This is a genomic window from Sulfuricystis multivorans (assembly GCF_003966565.1).
Taxonomy (GTDB): domain Bacteria; phylum Pseudomonadota; class Gammaproteobacteria; order Burkholderiales; family Rhodocyclaceae; genus Sulfuricystis; species Sulfuricystis multivorans.
The window spans coordinates 2401269-2419714 of record NZ_AP018718.1; the positions used below are offsets into that span (position 1 = coordinate 2401269).

Here is an 18446-nt window from a genome sequence, read left to right on the forward strand (position 1 = left end):
TCACTTTGTGTCCCTCCTGGAGGAATCCGATCATGAAAAACGCCATCCTAGGTAAGACTGTCGGCCTCACCCTCGCGACGCTCATCGCCTCGCTCATCGGCTGCGCATCCACCAGCGGCCCGACCCCAATGCGTGGTGCCGATGTCTCGGCACCCGACCGGGCGCCGGAAGTCAAGTTCTACGCCGACAAGATTCCGGGCGTCGGCCAGGCCCATCTGATCGATCGCACCTTCGTCGGCCAGCCGCCGCTGGTGCCGCATACCGTCGAGAAATACCTGCCGATCACGGTCGAGGAAAACGCCTGCCTCGAATGCCACATCACCGACGAGCTGCGTGGCCAGAAAGTGCCCAAGATCGGCCAGAGCCACTTCTCCAAGACTCGCAAGAAGAAGGACGGCAGCCCGGCCATCGAGATGAGCCGCTTCCAGTGCGACACCTGTCATGTGCCGCAGGTCGATGCCAAGCCGCTGGTCGAAAACAAGTTCGTCGGTGTGACCAAATAAGTTTTTTCAACCAGCAACGAACGGAGCTTTCAGAAGATGAAACAGATCAGCCGCATGATTGCGACGGCCAGCATCGCCGCGCTTGCCTGTACCGGTTTTTCGACTGCCGCCCTGGCCCTGGATGTCGATGCCGCGAAGGACCTCGTCGAGCAGAACAATTGCAAGCAGTGCCATGCGCTGCGCAAGGACAAGGACGGCCCATCCTTCATGAAAACGGCCGAGAAATACAAAGGCAAACCCAATGCCGTCGATGAGATCGTCAAACACCTCACGTCGGGCAAGAAGGTCAAGCTCGCCGATGGCAGCGAGGAAAATCACAAGATCGTCAAGACCATGCCGCCGAACGACATGGCGCAGATCAAGAATCTCGCCGAGTACGTCCTGTCGATCCAACCCAAATGATTGGCTGATGACATGGCTGATATAAACACGGCCGGGCTCTGGGCCAGGCTACGGCGGCCGAGCGCGAAGCATTCGGTGCTCGCGCTCGCCACGGTGGGTTTCGTCGGCGGCATCGTTTTCTGGGGCGTCTTCAACACCGGCATGGAGGCGACCAACACGCTGCAGTTTTGTGTCAGCTGCCATGAGATGCGCGACACCGTGTATCAGGAATACCAATACACGATCCACTACAGCAACCGTACCGGCGTGCGCGCGATCTGCTCGGACTGCCACGTGCCGAAGGACTGGACGCACAAGCTGATCCGCAAGATCAAGGCGAGCGGCGAGGTGTGGGGCAAGCTCACCGGCTCGATCGACACCAAGGAGAAGTTCGAGGCGAAGCGGCTGGAACTGGCGCAGCACGAGTGGGAACGCATGAAGGCGCGCGATTCGATCGAATGCCGCAATTGCCACAGCTTCGATGCGATGAGCCCCGAGCTGCAGAAGAAGACGCCCTACAAGAAGCACATGGAGGCCAAGGCCGCTGGCAAGAGCTGCATCGATTGCCATCAGGGCATCGCTCACAAGCTGCCGAAGGGCTACAGGAAGCCGGGCACCGACGACGAAGAAGAATGAATCTCAGCTTGTCTTGGCTGGCGCGAGTGTGATCGCGCCAGCCGGGCACACCGGCAGACAGTCGCCGCAGCCAGTGCAGCGCTCGGCAATGACGAGCGGCAGCGCCGCGCCACCCAGCCGTGGCGAGAAGCGGATGGCCTGCGCATCGCAGGCATCGCCGCAGCTGCGGCAGACGACGTTCTGGAGGTAGGCGATACAGGTCGGGCCGATGGCGGCGAGCATCGTCTCGCCACCGGCCTCAGCCGAGCCGGTCTGGCTGTTACCCTTGCTGGCGCCAAAGCGGCCGCGCAGGAACTCGCGCCGCGTGATCATCCTCATTTCCCTTTGACGGCGTAAATCCCCGGCGCGTTGCGCCAATACCCTTTGTAGTCCATCCCGCCACCGAACAGGAAACGATCCGGCGCTTCGAGCCCGCTGAAGTCGGCACGCATGCCGGGCCGCGCCTTGCGCTCGTGCACCTTGTGCACCAGCACGGCGGTCAGCACCGCGGCGGCGCCGGCCTCGCGCACGCTCTGGCAGATCGCCTCGAGGGTATAGCCCTCGTCGAGCACGTCATCGATGACCAAAACCGTTCGGCCGGCCAGATTCTGCGCAGGACGCACGCGCCAATCGAGGCGGCTGCCGGAAAGCGCGTGGCCGTAGCGCGTCGCATGAAGGTAGTCGAGCTCGAGGGGGAAGTCGAGCAGCGGGAGCAAGCGTCCCGCGACGATCAGGCCCCCGTTCATCACCACAAAGATCAGCGGATTCGCGTTGGAGAGCCGCCGGGTGATTTCACCGGCCATACGCTCGATGGCGGCCTCGACCTCGGCGGCGGAAGCGATGCAATCGGCTTCGCTCCTGATCCGCTGCACTTCTTCGAACAATATCTCCTGCATGGCTGAACGGGAAAGATATTGGACTAGCGCACCTGGTCGATGATCAGCCGGACGTCTTTGTCGCCTTGCTTCACCTTGACGACAGGGCCGAACAGGTCGCCCGGCTGCGGCAGAGCCTGCCCGCTGGCCGAGACGCGCGCTTCGATCAACAGTTCGGCGAACTGGGAAGGCTTCCTATCCGGGCTCATCGCCAGGCTGTCGTCGAGCGTGAATTCGAGTGGCGACTTGCCGAGTGGCGCGCGCAACACGGCCACCGGCATGCGCGAACCGTCCGTCGGACGCGCCACCACCATCAGCACGCCATTGGCGGGAACCTTGCCGGTAAGCTGGCTGGCGATCTCGACGCGCCCCTTGATGGTCGGCGCTGCCGCGGGTGCCGTCTTGTCAGCGCCGAGTTTCGGCGACTTGCGTGGCGCGGGTGCCAAGCCGCCCAGCTGGCGCGCCTCGGCGATGTTGGCCTCGACCGCCTTGGCATCCTCCGAGCCCGGCTCGAGCTGCGCGAGCAGCGCCTGCCAATCGGTGACAGCCTTCTCATACTGCTTGGCTTCGAAAGCAGCGGTGCCGCGCAGCCACAGCCCTTGCGGCTGTTGCGGGTCGATTTTGAGGGCGCGCTCCAGCACGGACATCGTCTTGGCGTCGAAGCCCTGTGTCGCTGCCAAGGTATCGGCATAGTCGACCAGCAGGTCGGCGCTCGATTCGAGCAGCGGGCCGCTGCGCTCATAGGCGCGCGCCGCCTCGGGGAAGCGCCCCAACGCCTTGTAAGAGCGACCGAGCATCGCCCAGCCTTTGTAGTTCTCCGGCTCGTTTTCCAACTTGGCGGCGAAATCGCTGACCAGGCGCTCGATTTCGGCCTGGGTGAAGCGTTGCTGGTGCGCGCCGGCATTCGCCGAGGCCTCGATCGCACCCGGATTGCCGAGCAGGAAATAGAGTAATGCCGCGCCCAACGGCAGAATGATGGCGAGCGCGACCGCGGTTGCGCGGCTGGCGGGTATACCCCTGCCTGCAACCCCTGCCTCGGCCTGGCTGTCTTCCAGCAGACGGCGCTGCAATTCGGTCTTGGCGACGTCGTAATCGGCTTGTGAGAGTTCGCCCAAGGCAAGATCGCGGTCGAGCTCGGCCAACTCGTCGCGGTAGATCGCGGCATTGATCTCGCGTCGCGATACCTCGCCGGACGCGCTGCCACGCCGCAACGGCCACAACAGCAAGGCCAGTGTGATCAGGGTGAGCAGCGCCGCACCGATGAGGAAAAAGGTCATGGCTGGTTACCCCAGATTGTCCATTGGAATGTAAGCGGATTTCATTGCCGTAGGGGTTACTTCAAGAGCGCCTCGGCGCGGCGACGCTCCTCTTCGGTCAGCGGCGCTTCTGTGAGCTGTCGATTGCGGCGGCGCAGATAGCGCATCAGGGCAAGAATGCCGGCAATCAACAGCAGAAACGGCCCACTCCAGAGCAGATAGGTCACCGGCTTGACCCGCGGGCGGTAGAGCACGAAATCCCCATAACGGCTGACGAGGAATTCCCTCACCTCGTCGTCCGACTTGCCGGACTTGATCAATTCGCGCACTTCCTGCCTGAGATCCTTGGCGAGATCGGCTTGAGAGCCAGCGAGCGATTCGTTCTGGCAAACGAGGCAGCGCAGCTCCTCGGTGATCTTCACCATGCGCTGCTCGACGGCCGGGTCCTCGGCCAACGGCGCGGCTTCCTTCGCCAGCGCAGCTTGGGCGAGCAGCACGAGCGCCGCCATGACTGCAATGAGCCACTTCATTTGTCGAGCTCCTTGACGAGCGGCAATATCTTCTTCTCCATCACTTCCGGCGTGATCGGCCCGATCTGTTTGAAGCGGATCACCCCGGCCTTGTCGATCAGATAGGTCTCCGGCACACCATAGACGCCGTAATCGATACCGACGCGGCCGTCGGCATCGAAGGCCGACAAGAGATACGGGTCACCGAAGCGCGCCAGCCAACGCAGGCCGTCTTCGCGCTTGTCCTTGTAATTGAGTCCGACGACCGGTGGCAGCAGCCCTTTCATCGCATACTCGACGATCACCGGGTGCTCCTCGCGGCAGGAGACGCACCATGAGGCCCAGACGTTGAGCAGCCAGACCTTGCCCAACATCTCCTTGGGCGAAAATTTGCGAGCGGGATCGGCAAGCTGCGCCACTTCGAAGGCCGGTGCTGGCTTGCCGATCAAGGGCGATGGCACTTCGCGAGGATTCAGATTGAGCCCGACCGCGAGCAGGCCGACGAGAAGGATGAAGATGACCAGAGGCCAGGTGAATTTGTTCATGCCACAGCTCCTGCCGGAACGCTCGCCGCGCGCGTAACGCGCAGGCGGTAGCGGCGGTCGCTGGCGGCGATGAGGCCCCCTAACGCCATCAGCAGACAGCCGCCCCAGATCCAGTCCACGAAAGGCTTGTAATAGACACGCACCGCCCAGGCGCCGTTTTCCTTGTCATTGGCAAGCGGCTCGCCCAGCGAGACATAGACGTCACGAGTGAAGCCGGCATCGATCGCGGCCTCGGTCATCGGCATCGAGCCAAGACCATAGTCGCGTTTTTCCGGATGCAGCGTGCGCAGCATACGACCATTGCGAAAGAGCTCGAAACTGCCCACCGACGCACGATAGTTCGGGCCGTCTGCCTCGCGCACGCCGAGGAACTTGAATTCGTGGCCGCCGACGCTGACCGTGTCGCCCGGCTCCATGCGCACATCGCGCTCTTCCTGGTAATTGGAGACCATCGTCACGCCGACGACGAAAGCCGCGAGACCGAAGTGCGCGAGCTGCATGCCCCACCAGGAACGCGTCGGCGCGCCGGGTTTCTTCAAGCGGTCGGCTGCTTGCAACACGATGGCGGCGGCCATCCAGCCGACCAGCGCCAGCCCCAGTGCCACGGCGCCGTTCCAGCCGCCGGCAAGGAAAGGCAGCGCAATGCCTGCCACTACGGCGACGATGGCCGCCGGCCAGAGCCTGGCGAGGATAGTTTTCAGGTCGTCGTGCTTCCAACGTGCGACCGGCCCGATGGCCACCAGGACCAGGAGAGGCAGCATGATCGGCACGAACACGGCATTGAAGTAAGGCGGGCCGACGGAGATCTTGCCCAAACCCAATGCATCGACGATCAGCGGATAGAGCGTGCCGAGCAACACGCTGGCGGCCGCGACCACCAACAGCACGTTGTTGACGAGCAGGAAGGTTTCGCGCGAGACGAGCGCGAAGCCGCCGCCCAAGCTCACCTTCGGTGCTCGTGCCGCGAACAGCAAAAGCGAGCTGCCGACGACGATCGCCAGGAGGATCAGGATGAAGATGCCGCGGCGCGGGTCGGTAGCGAAGGCATGCACCGAGGTGAGCACGCCGGAGCGCACCAGGAAGGTGCCCAACAGCGACAGCGAGAAGGCCGCGATCGCCAACAGCACGGTCCAGTTCTTGAAGCTGCCGCGCTTTTCGGTCACGGCCAAGGAATGGATCAGCGCGGTGCCGACCAGCCAAGGCATGAATGAGGCGTTCTCGACCGGATCCCAGAACCACCAGCCGCCCCAGCCGAGCTCGTAGTAGGCCCACCAGGAACCGAGCGCGATGCCCAGCGTCAGGAAGATCCACGCGGCGGTGGTCCACGGGCGCGACCAGCGCGCCCAGGCGGCATCGAGCTGGCCGGCGATCAGCGCCGAGATCGCGAACGCAAAGGCGACCGAGAAGCCGACATAACCCATGTAGAGCATCGGCGGGTGAAAGACGAGCCCCGGGTCTTGCAGCAGGGGATTGAGCGAGCGGCCCTCGGCCGGCGGCGGAAAGACCCGGTCGAAGGGGTTGGAAGTGAACACGACGAAGGCGAGCAGCCCGACCATCACCAGGCCGAGCACGCCCAGCACGCGCGCGACCATCGCCTCGGGCAACTGGCGCGAAAACGTGGCGACGGCCAGCATCCAGCCGGCGAGCATCAGAACCCAAAGCAGTAGCGAACCCTCATGACCACCCCAGACCGCGGAGAGCCGGTACATCGTCGGCAGCTGGGTGTTCGAGTGCGCGGCGACATAAAGGACGCTGAAATCGTTGCCATAAAAAGCCCAGCCGAGACTGGCGAAGGAAAAAGCGATCAAGAGGAACAAGGCCAGCGTCGCCGGTCGGGCCAGCGCCATCCATTGCGGCTTGCCGCGCTGGGCGCCGGCCAAGGGCAGGATGCCCAGTACCAGCGCGACGAACAGGGAGAGCAGCAGGGCGAAATGCCCGAGTTCTGGAATCATCGCAATGCCTTATTGTCGAAGGGTTTTTTGCGCTTTCTGCGCTTGCTCGATGGCGTGGCCCGCCTCTGGAGGCATATAGTTCTCGTCATGTTTTGCGAGCACTTCGGTGGCGGTGAAGGTGCCGTCGGGGTTCATGCGGCCCTGGGCTACCGCGCCCTTGCCTTCCTTGAACAGGTCGGGAAGGATGCCGGTGTAGATCACCTTCACGTCGCGGGCCGTGTCGGTGATCACGAAACTGACGGTCAGGTTGTCGCGCGTGAGCGAGCCTTCCTTGACCATGCCGCCGACGCGGAAGGTCTTGCCCTGCGGCGCCTTGCCTGCGGCGATTTCGGAGGGCGTGACGAAGAAGGCGAGATTGCTGTCCAGGGCGTTGAGCACGAAGGCGGCGGCTAGCCCGAGGGCGGTAAGGCCGCCGACGATCAGAGCGATGCGTTTGTGACGTGGTTTCATGGCGTTGTCTCGAAGGATTCGGCCAGCCGCTCGCGGCGGAGGATGCGCAAAATGTTCTTGTGACGCTGACGGACCAGAATTGGTTCCGTGATCATCAGCAAAGCGCAGACGCCAAAGCTGCCCCAGACATAGAGGCCGTAGCCACCCATCGCGAAGAATTCGGCCGCTGAGCCCCAGTTCATGCGTTTGCCCCTTTCACTTCCGGCAGTTCCTTGGCCCATTCGGTGTGCGCCTCGCGCTCCAGGATGATCGCGCGCACGCGCGTCAGGATCACGGCGATCGCATACATCCAGAACGCCAGCGCCATGATCAGCATCCCAAGAAGCATCGTCGTCGCCATCGCCGGCGCCTTGTTGATCGCCACCGAGGCGCCCTGATGCAGCGTGTTCCACCATTTCACCGAGAAATAAATGATCGGCACGTTCACCACGCCGACCAGCGCGAGGATCGCGCCGGCCTTGTCGGCACGGCGCGCGTCGTCGATCGCCGCCTGCAGTGCGATGAAACCGATGTAGAGGAAGAACAGGATCAGCGAGGAGGTAAGCCGCGCATCCCACACCCACCAGGCACCCCACATCGGCTTGCCCCAGAAGGCGCCGGTCCACAGCGAGAGGAAAGCCATCAGCGCGCCGGTCGGGGCGATGGCCTGTGCCATCATCCCGGAAAGGCGTGTGTTGAGCGCGAGACCAATACCCGCCCAGCCCGCCATCACGCAGTAGAGGAACATCGACATCCAGGCCGCCGGGACGTGGATGAAGATGATCCGGTAGCCTTCGCCTTGCTGGAAATCGGTCGGCGCGACGAAGAAGCTGATATAGAGCCCGACGACCAGGAAGATCGCCGCCAATCCCCAGAACCACGGGATCATCTTGCCGGCGAGAGGGTAGAAGCTCTGCGGGCTGGCGAACTTGAACCAGTTGATGAACCCGCCCCCCTTCGCCCCCCTCGCGGGGGGTTCCAGACTGGCTCGGTTTCCTCGCATACTCAAGGGGCTCTCCGTAGTCAGATCGTTGCGGTTTGCGGCTTCGCCGCGTGCCGCGTCGGCTTGGGGCGGCCCGGCACCGACGCTACGCAGTAGTTTTGCGACGGCCCGCCCCCCTTCGCCCCCCTCGCGGGGGGTTCCAGACTGGCTCGGTTTCCTCGCATACTCAAGGGGCTCTCCGTAGTCAGATCGTTGCGGTTTGCGGCTTCGCCGCGTGCCGCGTCGGCATGTATCGGCCCAGCGCCGACGCTGCGTGGTTCAGCTCGTTTTCGTTACTCAAGCGCAATCCTCAAAGCGGCCGTGGTCGCCCACGGCGCGAAAAACACTGCCAGCGCCAACAGCGCGGCCAACAAAGACAAATGTCCGGCGGGGCTCAAACCCGAGACGACCATCTCCACCGCACCGGCGCCGAAGATCAGCGTCGGTACATAAAGCGGCAGCACCAGCAGGGACAGCAGTACACCGCCGCCACGCACGCCGAGAGTGAGCGCCGCGCCGATCGCGCCGATCAGCGACAAAAGCGGCGTGCCCAGCAGCAAGGCTACCACCAGGATGCCGAGCGCCTCGGGTTCGAGATCGAACTGGATGCCGAGCACCGGCGCGAGCAGCACCAGCGGCAGTCCCGTCGTGAGCCAGTGACTGATGATTTTACCCGCGATCAGCAGGCCCAACGGGTTGGGCGAGAGCGCCATCTGCTCGAGCGTGCCATCGGCGTGGTCGGGCGCGAACAGACGCGTCAAGCCGAGCATCGTCGCAAGGAGCGCCGCCACCCAGAGGATGCCCGGTGCGATCTTCCTCAGCAGGGCTGGTTCCGGGCCGATGCCCAGCGGAAACAGGCTGACGACGATGATGAAGAAGAACAGCGCGGTGAGCACCTCGCTCTTCCGGCGCGCCGCCAGCAGCAGGTCGCGGCGGATGACGGCCAGCACCGCCTTCATGTGCCCACCTTGAGAACCTTGCCATTCGGCAGCGGAATGCTCTGGTGGCTGGTCAGGATCACGATGCCGCCGCTCGTGACGTGCTCGACGATCAAGCCGGAAAGCAATTCGACGGCCTTGACGTCGAGCGCGGTGAAGGGCTCGTCGAGGATCCACAATGTGGCCTTCTTCACCGCCAGTCGCGCGAGCAGCACGCGGCGCTTCTGGCCGGCGGAGAGAAAGCGCACCGCCAGGTCCTCGCGGCCTCTCAAGCCAAAGCGCGCCAAGGCAGCAAGCGCCTCGGCATCTGAAAGCCTGACCCCGTCGAGCAAAGCGGAGAAGGTGAGGTTTTCCAGCGGTGTGAGCTCTTCCTTGACGGCACCGTGGTGGCCGAGGAACAGCAGATGGCGATGGTACTCCTCGGCCAGCTCCCGGATCGGCTCATTGCGCCAACGCACTTCACCGGCCGCCGGTGGCGAAAGGCCAGCGAGGATGCGCAACAGGCTCGTCTTGCCGGCACCGTTCTCTCCTTGCACGTGCAGCCACTCGCCCGGGCCGACCGCGAGATCGAGCCCGGCAAACAGGCGGCGTTCGCCGCGCACGCAGGAAAGGGCGTTGGCTGTCAGCATGGAGGGCGCATTTTGCCTGATCCCGGCGCCGCTGGGCTTAATGCGCGTCAAGTCCCTGCGCAAAACTCGGCGCTGGCGGGACGGCACTTCGTGTAACCCATCTGGAAAAACGGTTTCTATGGTAAGCATAAAAACCATTGTTTGCTGCAGTGCCGCAAAGCTGCTTATACTTTGTTCGTCACGAACGCGCGCGGGGCGCAACCCTGCGCGTGGCAGTCTGGAAAGGCGATACGCCGCCTTTTCACCCCCGTGGCCGGAAACCACCGGCCGCGCCGTGATGGCCACCGAAGCGCATGCCCGCAAGGCGTGTGCTTCGAGTGGCCGGAATTCGCTGTGCGCTTGGTTCGTGCCCGTGTCACCGACGGGCGCAGGCGGGTACGCAGAGTTTTTTGGATCACGGCGCGGATTATTGCTGCGCGTCAATTTTGACGGGGTGGTGCGAGATTCATGGAATCGGTGTCGAATCTGGCGGTGGCGGGTGGATTCATGGCTGCGTTGGGGACCGTCTTGGCGGCGATCCTCGCGTTTGCTAGCCGCAAGCTCTTCGTCCGCGAAGACCCGCGTATCGAGCAAGTCGAGGAGCTGCTTCCCAAATCGAATTGCGGCGCCTGCGGGATGCCGGGCTGCCGCGGCTTCGCCGAAAAGGTCGTGGCGGGCGAAGTCGTGCCCGCGCAATGCACGGTGAGCTCGCCGCAACAACGCAAGGACATTGCGCATCTGCTCGGCGTCGATCCCGGCAACATCGAAAAGAAAGTCGCCCGGCTCGCCTGCGCCGGTGGCCGCCATGTTGCCTATCAGCGCGCGCGCTACGCCGGACTGAAGACCTGCCGTGCTGCGGCAGTGGTCGGCGGTGGCGGCAAGGAATGCGCCTGGGGCTGTTTGGGGCTGGGGGACTGCGAAGCCGTCTGCGATTTCGACGCATTGCATCTCGACGAGCATGGGCTACCGGTGGTCGATGCCGACAAATGTGCGGCCTGCAACGACTGTGTCGAAGTTTGTCCCAAGGGCCTGTTTTCTCTGGAGCCGGTCAGCCGTAAGCTTTGGGTGGCTTGCAAGAACCACGCCGATGGCGACACCGCCGAACGGGCCTGCGAGGTCGCCTGCACCGCCTGTGGCAAATGCGTCGCCGATGCGGCGCCAGGGCTGATCCGTTTGGACGACAACCTCGCGGCGATTCGCTACGAACTGAACCAGTGGGCGACACGCACGCCGATCGAACGTTGCCCGACCGGCGCGATCGTCTGGTTCGAAACACCGAACAAGGCGGTCAAAGGCGCGGCCGCCAAAAAGATCCTGCGGCAGGACGCCCTGCCCTTGCTGCAATGAATATCCTCAACCAGAGGGAGTGGAGAAATGTTGATGAAACTGTTCAAGTCCGAGAAGAGCGCGAGCGGCCAGCAGGCCCCGCAGGTCAAGTATCCGGGCATCCGCGATGCGGTCGATGGCAACACTGCGGTCATTCATGTCGAGCGTGAGGCGTCGGATGCCGCCGGCGCCTATCCGATCACGCCTTCGACACAGATGGGCGAATACTGGGCGGAAGAGGTCGCCAAGGGCCGTCTGAACATTTCGCAGCGGCCGCTGGTCTTCATCGAGCCGGAATCCGAGCACGCCGCCGCCGGGGTCACGGCCGGCATGGCAATGGCGGGCTTGCGGGCGACGAACTTCTCCTCGGCGCAAGGTGTCGCCTTCATGCACGAATCGCTCTACGGCGCGGTTGGCAAGCGCCTGCCTTATGTGCTCAACATGGGCTGCCGCGCGATCACCAAGGCCTCGCTGAACGTGCATTGCAGCCACGACGATTATCACTGCGTCGATGACACCGGCTTCATCCAGGTGATGGCGAAGAACGCCACCGAATGCGCCGATTTGAACCTGATCGCGCGCAAAATCGCCGAACTGTCGCTCACCCCGGCGATCGTCGGTCAGGACGGCTTTCTGACCACCCATCTGATCGAATCGACGTTGCTGCCGGAACGCGAGCTGATCGAGGAATTCGTCGGCCGGCCCGATGACATCATCGACACCCCCACTCCTGCGCAGGCCATGATCTACGGCCCGAAGCGCCGCCGCGTGCCGGCGATCTGGGATGTGGATGTGCCACTCGTTTCCGGCGTGGTGCAGAACCAGGATGCCTACATGCAGGCGACCGCCGGCCAGCGGCCTTACTTCTTCGATCACATCGAGGAAATCGCCGATGCCTGTATGGCCGAATATGCGGCGTTGACTGGGCGGCGTTACGGCCGCATTTCCACTTACAAGACCGAAGACGCCGACTGGCTGATCGTCGGGATGGGCAGCATGGTCGTCCAGGCCGAATGTGTCGCCGACTATCTGCGTAAGACGCGCGGCCTTATGGTCGGCGTGGTGAATGTCACGATGTATCGTCCCTTCCCCGGCGATCTGCTCGGCAAGGTTTTGAAGGGCAAGAAGGGTGTGGCGGTGCTCGAACGCACCGACCAGCCGCTCGCCGAAGATCTGCCGCTGATGCGCGAGGTGCGCGCCACCGTCACCAAGTGCATCGAGAACGGCCTGGCGCTCGATGGGGAGAAACCTTACCCCGGCTATGCGAGTTTCGCGGCGGGCGAGATGCCACGCCTGTATTCCGGCTGCTATGGCCTGGGCTCGCGTGACCTGCAACCCGAAGGGTTGATCGCTGCGGTCGAGAACATGCTGCCCAATGGGGCCAAGCGCAAGTTCTTCTATCTGTCGATCGACTTCGTGCGCGATCCGCTCAACCCCAAGGACGAGGTGCATCAGCAGGAGCTGCAGGAAAAATATCCGCAGATCCGCGCCTTGGGCATCCGCGGCAGCGAAAATCCCAACCTGCTGCCCCAAGGGGCGATCACGGTGCGCATGCACTCGGTGGGCGGCTGGGGCGCGATCACCACCGGCAAGAATCTGGCGATGACCCTGTTCGAGCTGCTCGGCTGGGACATCAAAGCCAACCCGAAATACGGCTCCGAGAAGAAGGGGCAGCCGACCACCTATTATCTTTCGGCCGCGCCGGAGCCGATCCGCATCAATTGCGAATATACCTATGTCGATGTCGTGCTCGCGCCCGACCCGAACGTGTTCGGCCACTCCAATCCACTCTCCGGCCTGAAGAAGGGGGGCGTGTTCATCATCCAGTCGAATCTGGGCGATGAAACCTGGGCCAGTTTCCCGGTCTGGGCGCAGAAGTTCATCGTCGACAACGATATCCGCGTCTTCTATCTCGATGCCTTCCAGATCGCGCGCGAAGAAGCCGGCTCGGCCGACCTGCAATTGCGCATGCAGGGTATCGTCTTCCAGGGCGCGTTCTTCGCGGCAAGCCCGGTGATGCAAAACGCCAAGCTTGGCGAAGAGGCGCTGTTTGCCGCGATCGAGGCACAATTGCAGGCCAAGTTCGGCAGCAAGGGCGCCCGCGTCGTGCAGGACAACCTGCGCTCAATCAAGCGCGGCTACACGGAACTCAAGGAGATCACCGCCAAGGAGGTCGGCAAGACGCGCAAGCGGCTGGTCAAAAAGGATGCCGGCCTGCCGGTGATGCTGAAAGAATTGCCCGCCGCCGATGGGCACGTCGCCGACATCCACCGTTTCTGGGAGCAGACCGGCCACTTCTATCTCACCGGCAAAGGCTCCGACAATCTCGTCGACCCGTTCATCGGCACTTCATTGATGCCAGCCGCTTCCGGCGTGTTCCGCGACATGACCGGCATCCGCTTCGAGCATCCGGTATGGATCGCAGAGAACTGCACCGCCTGCGGCAACTGCTACACCGAGTGCCCGGATTCGGCGATTCCCGGCCTGGTGAGCACGATCGGCGACGTCTTCAATACCGTCGTCAACCGCATCGAGACCGCCGGCACGCCGACGCGCTTCCTGCGGCGCGGCGTGCGCACGCTGGAAAAGAAGCTGCGCGCGCTGATCGGCGACAGCGACGGCGTCGCGGTGCGGCCGCTGATCGACAAGGCGATCGAGGAAACCATCGCCGAGGCGGACGAGGACGATTGGGAAAGAATGGGCGCCGAGTTCAAGCTGTTTGCCAGCGAACTCGGCGACTTCCAGTTCGCTACCACCAAGCCCTACTGGAGCCTGAAGGAGAAAAAGGCCAAGGGCACAGGCGGCCTGTTTTCGATCACCATCAATCCCTACACCTGCAAAGCTTGCGCGCTGTGTGTGACGGTGTGCGAGGACGATGCGCTGAAGATGGTGACGCAAACCGACGAAACGGTCGAACGCTTGCGCCGCGACTGGAATCTCTGGCTCGATCTGCCGACCACGCCGAAGGAATACAGCCGCATCGACAGCCTGGATGAAAAGATCGGCGCGCTCGAAACTCTGCTCCTCGACAAGCACAACTACAACTCGATGAACTGCGGCGACGGCGCATGTCTCGGTTGTGGCGAGAAGACGGCGATCCATCTGTTCACCTCGACGGTCACCGCGCTGATGCAACCCCGCGTGAAGGCCTTCGTCGCCAAACTCGATGACCTGATCGCGCGCCTCGAACAGCACATGCGCATCAAGCTGGCTTCCGCCGTCGACCTCACCGACACCCAGGCGGTGCTCAAGGCCGTCGAAGCCACTGGCCAGCATGACCTGACGCTGTCGAACCTCGCTGCCAAGCTCACCGAGAACAAACCTTCGCAGCTGCTCGACCCAGTGTGGGTGAAGAACACTGCCCAACTGCTGGAAAAACTGAAAGACCTCAAGTGGCGCTATGTCGCCGGCCCGACCGGCCGCGGCCGCGCCGAGATGGGCATCGTCAACTCGACCGGCTGCACCTCGGTGTGGGGCTCGACCTACCCCTTCCATCCTTATCCCTTCCCGTGGACCTCGCATCTATTCCAGGATTCGCCTTCCGTCGCGATGGGCCTGTTCGAGGGGCACATGGCGAAGATGGCCGAGGGCTTCAAGGCGGTGCGCATGGCCGAGAAGGAGCTCGCCGGCGATTATCTGCCGGAGCGCGACGACGGCTTCTTCCGCCGTTTCACCTGGCATGATTTCAATGCGGAAGAATGGCTGCTCTGCCCCCCGGTGGTCGCCTTGGGCGGCGATGGCGCGATGTATGACATCGGCTTCCAGAACCTATCGCGTGCGCTGATGTCCGGCATGCCGATCAAGGTGCTGGTGGTCGACACCCAGGTGTATTCGAACACCGGCGGTCAGGCCTGCACCTCGGGCTTCATCTCGCAGGTCTCCGACATGGCGCCGTATGGCAAGGTGCAGCATGGCAAGCAGGAAACGCGCAAGGAGATCAGTCTGATTGGCCTGGCGCATCGCACCGCCTATGTGATGCAAGGCACGATCGCCCATGTCAATCACCTGCTGGAAAGCTACATCGATGGCATCAACAGCCGCCGCCCGGCGCTGTTCAACGTCTATGCGGTCTGCCCGCCCGAACATGGCGTCGGCGACGACCGTAGCGTCGAGCAGAGCAAGCTGGCGGTGGAAAGTCGCGCCTATCCGCTATTCCGCTTCAACCCCGATCTGGGTACCACCTTCCACGAGACCGTCAGCCTGGAAGGCAACCCGGCGATCGATGCGGATTGGCCGACCTATACGCTCAAATACAAGGACGAGGCTGGCCACGAGCAAAGCATGACCCTGCCGATGACCTTCGCCGACTTCGCCGCCACCGAGACGCGTTTCTTGAAGCATTTCAAGAAGGCGCCGCCGGAGACCTGGAACGAGAACATGGTGCTGCTCGCCGATTTCATCCAGCTCGACGAAGACGAGCGCGAAGGCAAGTTCCCGTTCATCTGGGCCGTCGATGCCAAGAACCGCTTGATGCGCCTGTTGGTCACGGCGGAGATGGTGCGCTCGACCGAAGAGCGCCTCGCTTTCTGGCGTCAGTTGCGCAACATCGCCGGACTCGATGCACAGCCGGTGGATACCGCGGAGATCGCCGAGCGCGTGCGCGCCGATTTACTGGCCAAGATCAGCAACACGCTGGGGCTTACCGGCAGCGATTACGCTCCCGGTGCAGTTTTGCCAGCGCCGAGTCTGCAACAGCCAGTGGAAAGCGGCGCGTCGGCGGCGGGCGATTACGAACCGGTATGGATCGAGTCGCCCGAATGCACGGCATGCGACGAATGCATGACCATCGCGCCGAAGGTATTCGCTTACAACGCCCAGAAGCAGGCGATCGTCATCGATCCGAAGGGCGCCAAGTTCGCCGACATCGTCAAGGCAGCGGAGAAATGCACCGCAGGATGCATCCATCCGGGCACGCCGTGGAACCGAGCGGAACCTGGCATCGACAAACTGATCGCGCGCGCCGCGAAATACAACTGATGAAGCTCGTTTCCTGGTTCCGCGGCGAAGCCTTTCAGCGCGGCGTGCATCCGCCGTCCTGCAAGCTCACCGCGCACACCCGGATCCGCCGGCTGCCGTTTCCGCCGCGCGTGATCGTGCCGCTGTCGCAGCACATCGGCAAGCCGCCGCGGCCGATCGTCAAGGTCGGCCAGGAGGTGGTGCGCGGCCAGCCGATCGCCAAGGCGGAAGACTGGCTCTCCGTGCCGCACCATGCGCCGGTCACAGGCAGGGTCGAGTTCATTGGCCTCAAGCCCGGTATGCGCGGGCCGTGGGTCGAATCGATCGTGATCCGCGCCCATCCCGGCGCGACGCAAGAAGACCTCTGGGGCGAACCGCGTGACTTGTCCGGTGCGAGCGCCCAGGAGATCCTCCAGGCGGTTTGGGACACCGGCATGGTGGGGCTGGGGGGCGCGGCATTTCCGACGCATGCCAAGCTTTCCGTGCCGCAGCAGGCGAAAGTGCACACGCTCGTCGTCAATGGCTGCGAATGCGAGCCCTATCTGACCTGCGACCATCGCGTGATGGTCGAGCAGTCCGACGATCTGATCCGCGGCATCCGCTATGCGATGCGGGCCACCGGCGCACGACGCGCGATCGTCGGCATCGAGGACAACAAGCCGGATGCGTGCGATGCGGTGCGGGCGGCGATCGCGCGCGCAGGAACCCTTCCGGAAGGTGAGATCCACGCCGAAATGGTGCCGACCAAATATCCCCAAGGTTCGGAGAAGATGCTGATCATGGCGCTATTCGGCGTCGAGATTCCCGCCGGCGGTCTGCCGGTGAGCCTGGGCATGGTGGTCAACAACGTCGGCACATTGGCGGCGCTGGGCAGGTTGCTTCCGGTCGGGCAGGGGCTGACCGAGCGCGTCGTGACGATCACCGGCCCGGGGGTCGCCCGTCCCGGCGACTACATCGTGCCGATCGGCACGCCGCTTTCCTTCATCCTCGATTTCGCCGGCGCGTTTGACGCCCAGGCGAAGGAAGTAATCCTCGGCGGACCGATGATGGGCCAGGCGGCGGCCTCGCTCGAGGTGCCGATCACCAAGGGCATCTCCGGCATCGTCGTGATGCGTGCCCAAGACATGCAGCTCGATAGAGAGCGCAAGATCTACCCGTGCATCAAGTGCGCGCAGTGCGTCGAATCCTGTCCGATGGGACTCAATCCGTCGATGCTCGGCATGCTCGCCGCCAAGCGCGAATACGACCTGATGGGTAGCCGCTATCACCTCGGTGAATGCTTCGAGTGCGGCTGCTGTTCCTATGTCTGTCCCTCGAACATCCCGCTGGTGCAGCAATTTCGCGTCGCGAAACAAATCCTGCGCGAGAAGGCGGTGGCACGGAAATCGTCATGACCATCGAGATTCGTTCCGCTCCGCACATCAAAGCGCCAAGAAACGTGGCGATGATCATGCGCCACGTCGTCTTCTCGCTCATGCCGGTGTGCGCCTTCTTCGTCTATCAATATGGCCTTTCCGCGCTCGCCTCGCTCCTCGTCGTCACGGGAAGCTGCCTTCTCACGGAACGGCTGTTCGTCAAGACCGGCACGCAGGCCGGCGACATCTCCGACTTTTCCGCGGTGATCACCGGGCTCTTGCTCGCGCTGTCGCTGCCGCCGGCATTCCCCCTGTGGATGGGCGCCGTCGCCGGCTTCGTCGCCATCGCGCTCGGCAAGGCGCTGACAGGCGGCATCGGCTTCAATGTCTTCAACCCGGCGCTGGTCGGCCGCGCCTTCGTGCAGGCGGCCTTCCCCCAGGCGATCGCGACCTATTCGCCGTCGTTTTTGCCCGGCCGCTTCAGCGAGTTCGTGCCCTCCTCACTCGCCTGGCCGTTGATGCAGCCAGCCGATCTGATGCTCTGGCTCAAGGTGAAGCAGCTCGACGCACTGGCCGCCGCAACCCCCTTGGCACGCTGGAAATTCGAGGGCGTGCTCGCCGGCGCCGAAGAGCTGCTCACATCACTTTCCGGCCACATGGCGGTGGGCCCCTCGCCTTTGCTGATCCTGCTGTGCGGCAGCTATCTCGCCGTGCGGCGCTTCCTCGACTGGCGCATTCCGGCGGCGATCCTCGGCAGCGCGGGCTTGACTGCCTGGCTCCTCTTCGCACTTTCGCCCGAGCGTTTCCCGAATCCGTTCTTCATGTTGTTCTCGGGCGGCTTGATCCTCGGCGCGGTCTATATGGCCACCGACATGGCGACTTCGCCGGTCACCCCGAAGGGCATGTGGGTCTATGGCGCGCTGATCGGCTTGCTGACCGTGATCATCCGCTATTACAGCGGCCTGCCGGAAGGGGTGATGTATGCGATCCTGATTGCGAATGCCGCCACCCCGCTGATCGAAAAGGTGACGCAGCCGACGCCCTTCGGCAAGAGCGCGCTGGCCAAGATCGGCCATGCCAAGCGCGGTGCCTCATATCCGCTGCATCCGGGCTACATTTCACGCGAGGAGGCGCATGCGGTGACGCCGAAGAAGCGTTTCCTCTGGAACAAGCCGAAGCGCGATGAACGTCACAAACCAGGTGAGCACCGATGAAT

Annotated in this window: 18 protein-coding genes; 7 read left to right on the forward strand and 11 right to left on the reverse strand. The window is 63.5% G+C overall.

What is annotated here, in order from left to right:
* Window positions 1-32 precede the first annotated feature (32 nt).
* The 3 genes from EL335_RS12045 to EL335_RS12055 are packed head-to-tail and all read left to right on the forward strand — an operon-like array spanning window position 33 to window position 1520.
* Window positions 33-503, forward strand: coding sequence for a nitrate reductase cytochrome c-type subunit (locus EL335_RS12045; protein WP_172600097.1), 471 nt, complete (start codon window positions 33-35; stop codon window positions 501-503).
* Between the two features lie 36 nt (window positions 504-539).
* Window positions 540-905, forward strand: a complete 366-nt coding sequence (locus EL335_RS12050) for a c-type cytochrome (RefSeq protein WP_126447242.1) — start codon at window positions 540-542, stop codon at window positions 903-905.
* A 12-nt stretch (window positions 906-917) separates the two neighbouring features.
* The gene (locus EL335_RS12055; protein WP_126447244.1) at window positions 918-1520 is read left to right on the forward strand and encodes a NapC/NirT family cytochrome c; all 603 of its coding nucleotides are present in this window, start codon (window positions 918-920) and stop codon (window positions 1518-1520) included.
* Window positions 1521-1523: 3 nt separating this feature from the next.
* Here the strand turns inward: EL335_RS12055 and EL335_RS12060 are convergent, their stop codons facing one another.
* The 11 genes from EL335_RS12060 to ccmA form a co-directional block, all read right to left on the reverse strand.
* Complete coding sequence (locus EL335_RS12060) at window positions 1524-1832, reverse strand: 4Fe-4S dicluster domain-containing protein (RefSeq protein ID WP_284155361.1); 309 nt, start codon at window positions 1830-1832, stop codon at window positions 1524-1526.
* 2 nt (window positions 1833-1834) lie between these two features.
* Window positions 1835-2383: a hypoxanthine-guanine phosphoribosyltransferase gene (locus EL335_RS12065; protein ID WP_348541417.1), complete on the reverse strand. Its 549-nt coding sequence runs from the start codon at window positions 2381-2383 to the stop codon at window positions 1835-1837.
* 35 nt (window positions 2384-2418) lie between these two features.
* Window positions 2419-3651: a c-type cytochrome biogenesis protein CcmI gene (ccmI, locus tag EL335_RS12070; RefSeq protein ID WP_126447250.1), complete on the reverse strand. Its 1233-nt coding sequence runs from the start codon at window positions 3649-3651 to the stop codon at window positions 2419-2421.
* 56 nt (window positions 3652-3707) lie between these two features.
* On the reverse strand, window positions 3708-4160 hold the full coding sequence (locus EL335_RS12075; RefSeq protein WP_126447252.1) for a cytochrome c-type biogenesis protein: 453 nt from the start codon (window positions 4158-4160) through the stop codon (window positions 3708-3710).
* Window positions 4157-4684, reverse strand: a complete 528-nt coding sequence (locus EL335_RS12080; RefSeq protein ID WP_126447254.1) for a DsbE family thiol:disulfide interchange protein — start codon at window positions 4682-4684, stop codon at window positions 4157-4159. Before EL335_RS12080 ends, EL335_RS12075 begins: the two co-directional genes overlap by 4 nt.
* Window positions 4681-6636, reverse strand: coding sequence for a heme lyase CcmF/NrfE family subunit (locus tag EL335_RS12085; RefSeq protein WP_126447256.1), 1956 nt, complete (start codon window positions 6634-6636; stop codon window positions 4681-4683). Before EL335_RS12085 ends, EL335_RS12080 begins: the two co-directional genes overlap by 4 nt.
* 9 nt (window positions 6637-6645) lie before the next feature.
* The gene (gene ccmE, locus EL335_RS12090; protein ID WP_126447258.1) at window positions 6646-7086 is read right to left on the reverse strand and encodes a cytochrome c maturation protein CcmE; all 441 of its coding nucleotides are present in this window, start codon (window positions 7084-7086) and stop codon (window positions 6646-6648) included.
* On the reverse strand, window positions 7083-7268 hold the full coding sequence (gene ccmD / locus EL335_RS12095) for a heme exporter protein CcmD (RefSeq protein WP_126447260.1): 186 nt from the start codon (window positions 7266-7268) through the stop codon (window positions 7083-7085). The genes ccmE and ccmD overlap by 4 nt, the downstream gene beginning before the upstream one ends.
* The gene (ccmC, locus tag EL335_RS12100) at window positions 7265-8068 is read right to left on the reverse strand and encodes a heme ABC transporter permease CcmC (protein WP_126447262.1); all 804 of its coding nucleotides are present in this window, start codon (window positions 8066-8068) and stop codon (window positions 7265-7267) included. Before ccmC ends, ccmD begins: the two co-directional genes overlap by 4 nt.
* 272 nt (window positions 8069-8340) lie before the next feature.
* The gene (gene ccmB, locus EL335_RS12105; protein WP_126447264.1) at window positions 8341-9006 is read right to left on the reverse strand and encodes a heme exporter protein CcmB; all 666 of its coding nucleotides are present in this window, start codon (window positions 9004-9006) and stop codon (window positions 8341-8343) included.
* Window positions 9003-9614 carry a cytochrome c biogenesis heme-transporting ATPase CcmA gene (gene ccmA, locus EL335_RS12110; protein ID WP_126447266.1) on the reverse strand — a complete coding sequence of 204 codons (612 nt, stop codon included), beginning with the start codon at window positions 9612-9614 and terminating at the stop codon, window positions 9003-9005. The genes ccmB and ccmA overlap by 4 nt, the downstream gene beginning before the upstream one ends.
* A 447-nt stretch (window positions 9615-10061) precedes the next feature.
* Between ccmA and EL335_RS12115 the strand changes: the two genes are divergently transcribed.
* From EL335_RS12115 to EL335_RS12130, 4 genes are read left to right on the forward strand one after another with little or no spacing between them, the layout of a single operon-like run.
* Window positions 10062-10940, forward strand: a complete 879-nt coding sequence (locus EL335_RS12115) for an RnfABCDGE type electron transport complex subunit B (protein WP_126447268.1) — start codon at window positions 10062-10064, stop codon at window positions 10938-10940.
* Between the two features lie 33 nt (window positions 10941-10973).
* On the forward strand, window positions 10974-15896 hold the full coding sequence (locus EL335_RS12120) for a 2-oxoacid:acceptor oxidoreductase family protein (protein WP_284155362.1): 4923 nt from the start codon (window positions 10974-10976) through the stop codon (window positions 15894-15896).
* The gene (gene rsxC, locus EL335_RS12125; protein ID WP_126447272.1) at window positions 15896-17269 is read left to right on the forward strand and encodes an electron transport complex subunit RsxC; all 1374 of its coding nucleotides are present in this window, start codon (window positions 15896-15898) and stop codon (window positions 17267-17269) included. The genes EL335_RS12120 and rsxC overlap by 1 nt, the downstream gene beginning before the upstream one ends.
* Window positions 17266-18444, forward strand: coding sequence for an RnfABCDGE type electron transport complex subunit D (locus EL335_RS12130; protein WP_284155363.1), 1179 nt, complete (start codon window positions 17266-17268; stop codon window positions 18442-18444). The genes rsxC and EL335_RS12130 overlap by 4 nt, the downstream gene beginning before the upstream one ends.
* Window positions 18445-18446 lie beyond the last annotated feature (2 nt).

What these genes read in the sequence shown, in the direction of transcription:
- EL335_RS12055 (WP_126447244.1), top strand. Translation starts at nt 918, where the DNA reads ATGGCTGATATAAACACGGCCGGGCTCTGGGCCAGGCTACGGCGGCCG.
- ccmI (WP_126447250.1), bottom strand. Translation starts at nt 3,651, where the DNA reads ATGACCTTTTTCCTCATCGGTGCGGCGCTGCTCACCCTGATCACACTG.
- EL335_RS12060 (WP_284155361.1), bottom strand. Translation starts at nt 1,832, where the DNA reads ATGATCACGCGGCGCGAGTTCCTGCGCGGCCGCTTTGGCGCCAGCAAG.
- ccmA (WP_126447266.1), bottom strand. Translation starts at nt 9,614, where the DNA reads ATGCTGACAGCCAACGCCCTTTCCTGCGTGCGCGGCGAACGCCGCCTG.
- ccmB (WP_126447264.1), bottom strand. Translation starts at nt 9,006, where the DNA reads ATGAAGGCGGTGCTGGCCGTCATCCGCCGCGACCTGCTGCTGGCGGCG.
- EL335_RS12075 (WP_126447252.1), bottom strand. Translation starts at nt 4,160, where the DNA reads ATGAAGTGGCTCATTGCAGTCATGGCGGCGCTCGTGCTGCTCGCCCAA.
- ccmC (WP_126447262.1), bottom strand. Translation starts at nt 8,068, where the DNA reads ATGCGAGGAAACCGAGCCAGTCTGGAACCCCCCGCGAGGGGGGCGAAG.
- rsxC (WP_126447272.1), top strand. Translation starts at nt 15,896, where the DNA reads ATGAAGCTCGTTTCCTGGTTCCGCGGCGAAGCCTTTCAGCGCGGCGTG.
- ccmD (WP_126447260.1), bottom strand. Translation starts at nt 7,268, where the DNA reads ATGAACTGGGGCTCAGCGGCCGAATTCTTCGCGATGGGTGGCTACGGC.
- EL335_RS12130 (WP_284155363.1), top strand. Translation starts at nt 17,266, where the DNA reads ATGACCATCGAGATTCGTTCCGCTCCGCACATCAAAGCGCCAAGAAAC.
- ccmE (WP_126447258.1), bottom strand. Translation starts at nt 7,086, where the DNA reads ATGAAACCACGTCACAAACGCATCGCTCTGATCGTCGGCGGCCTTACC.
- EL335_RS12050 (WP_126447242.1), top strand. Translation starts at nt 540, where the DNA reads ATGAAACAGATCAGCCGCATGATTGCGACGGCCAGCATCGCCGCGCTT.
- EL335_RS12045 (WP_172600097.1), top strand. Translation starts at nt 33, where the DNA reads ATGAAAAACGCCATCCTAGGTAAGACTGTCGGCCTCACCCTCGCGACG.
- EL335_RS12120 (WP_284155362.1), top strand. Translation starts at nt 10,974, where the DNA reads ATGAAACTGTTCAAGTCCGAGAAGAGCGCGAGCGGCCAGCAGGCCCCG.
- EL335_RS12080 (WP_126447254.1), bottom strand. Translation starts at nt 4,684, where the DNA reads ATGAACAAATTCACCTGGCCTCTGGTCATCTTCATCCTTCTCGTCGGC.
- EL335_RS12115 (WP_126447268.1), top strand. Translation starts at nt 10,062, where the DNA reads ATGGAATCGGTGTCGAATCTGGCGGTGGCGGGTGGATTCATGGCTGCG.
- EL335_RS12085 (WP_126447256.1), bottom strand. Translation starts at nt 6,636, where the DNA reads ATGATTCCAGAACTCGGGCATTTCGCCCTGCTGCTCTCCCTGTTCGTC.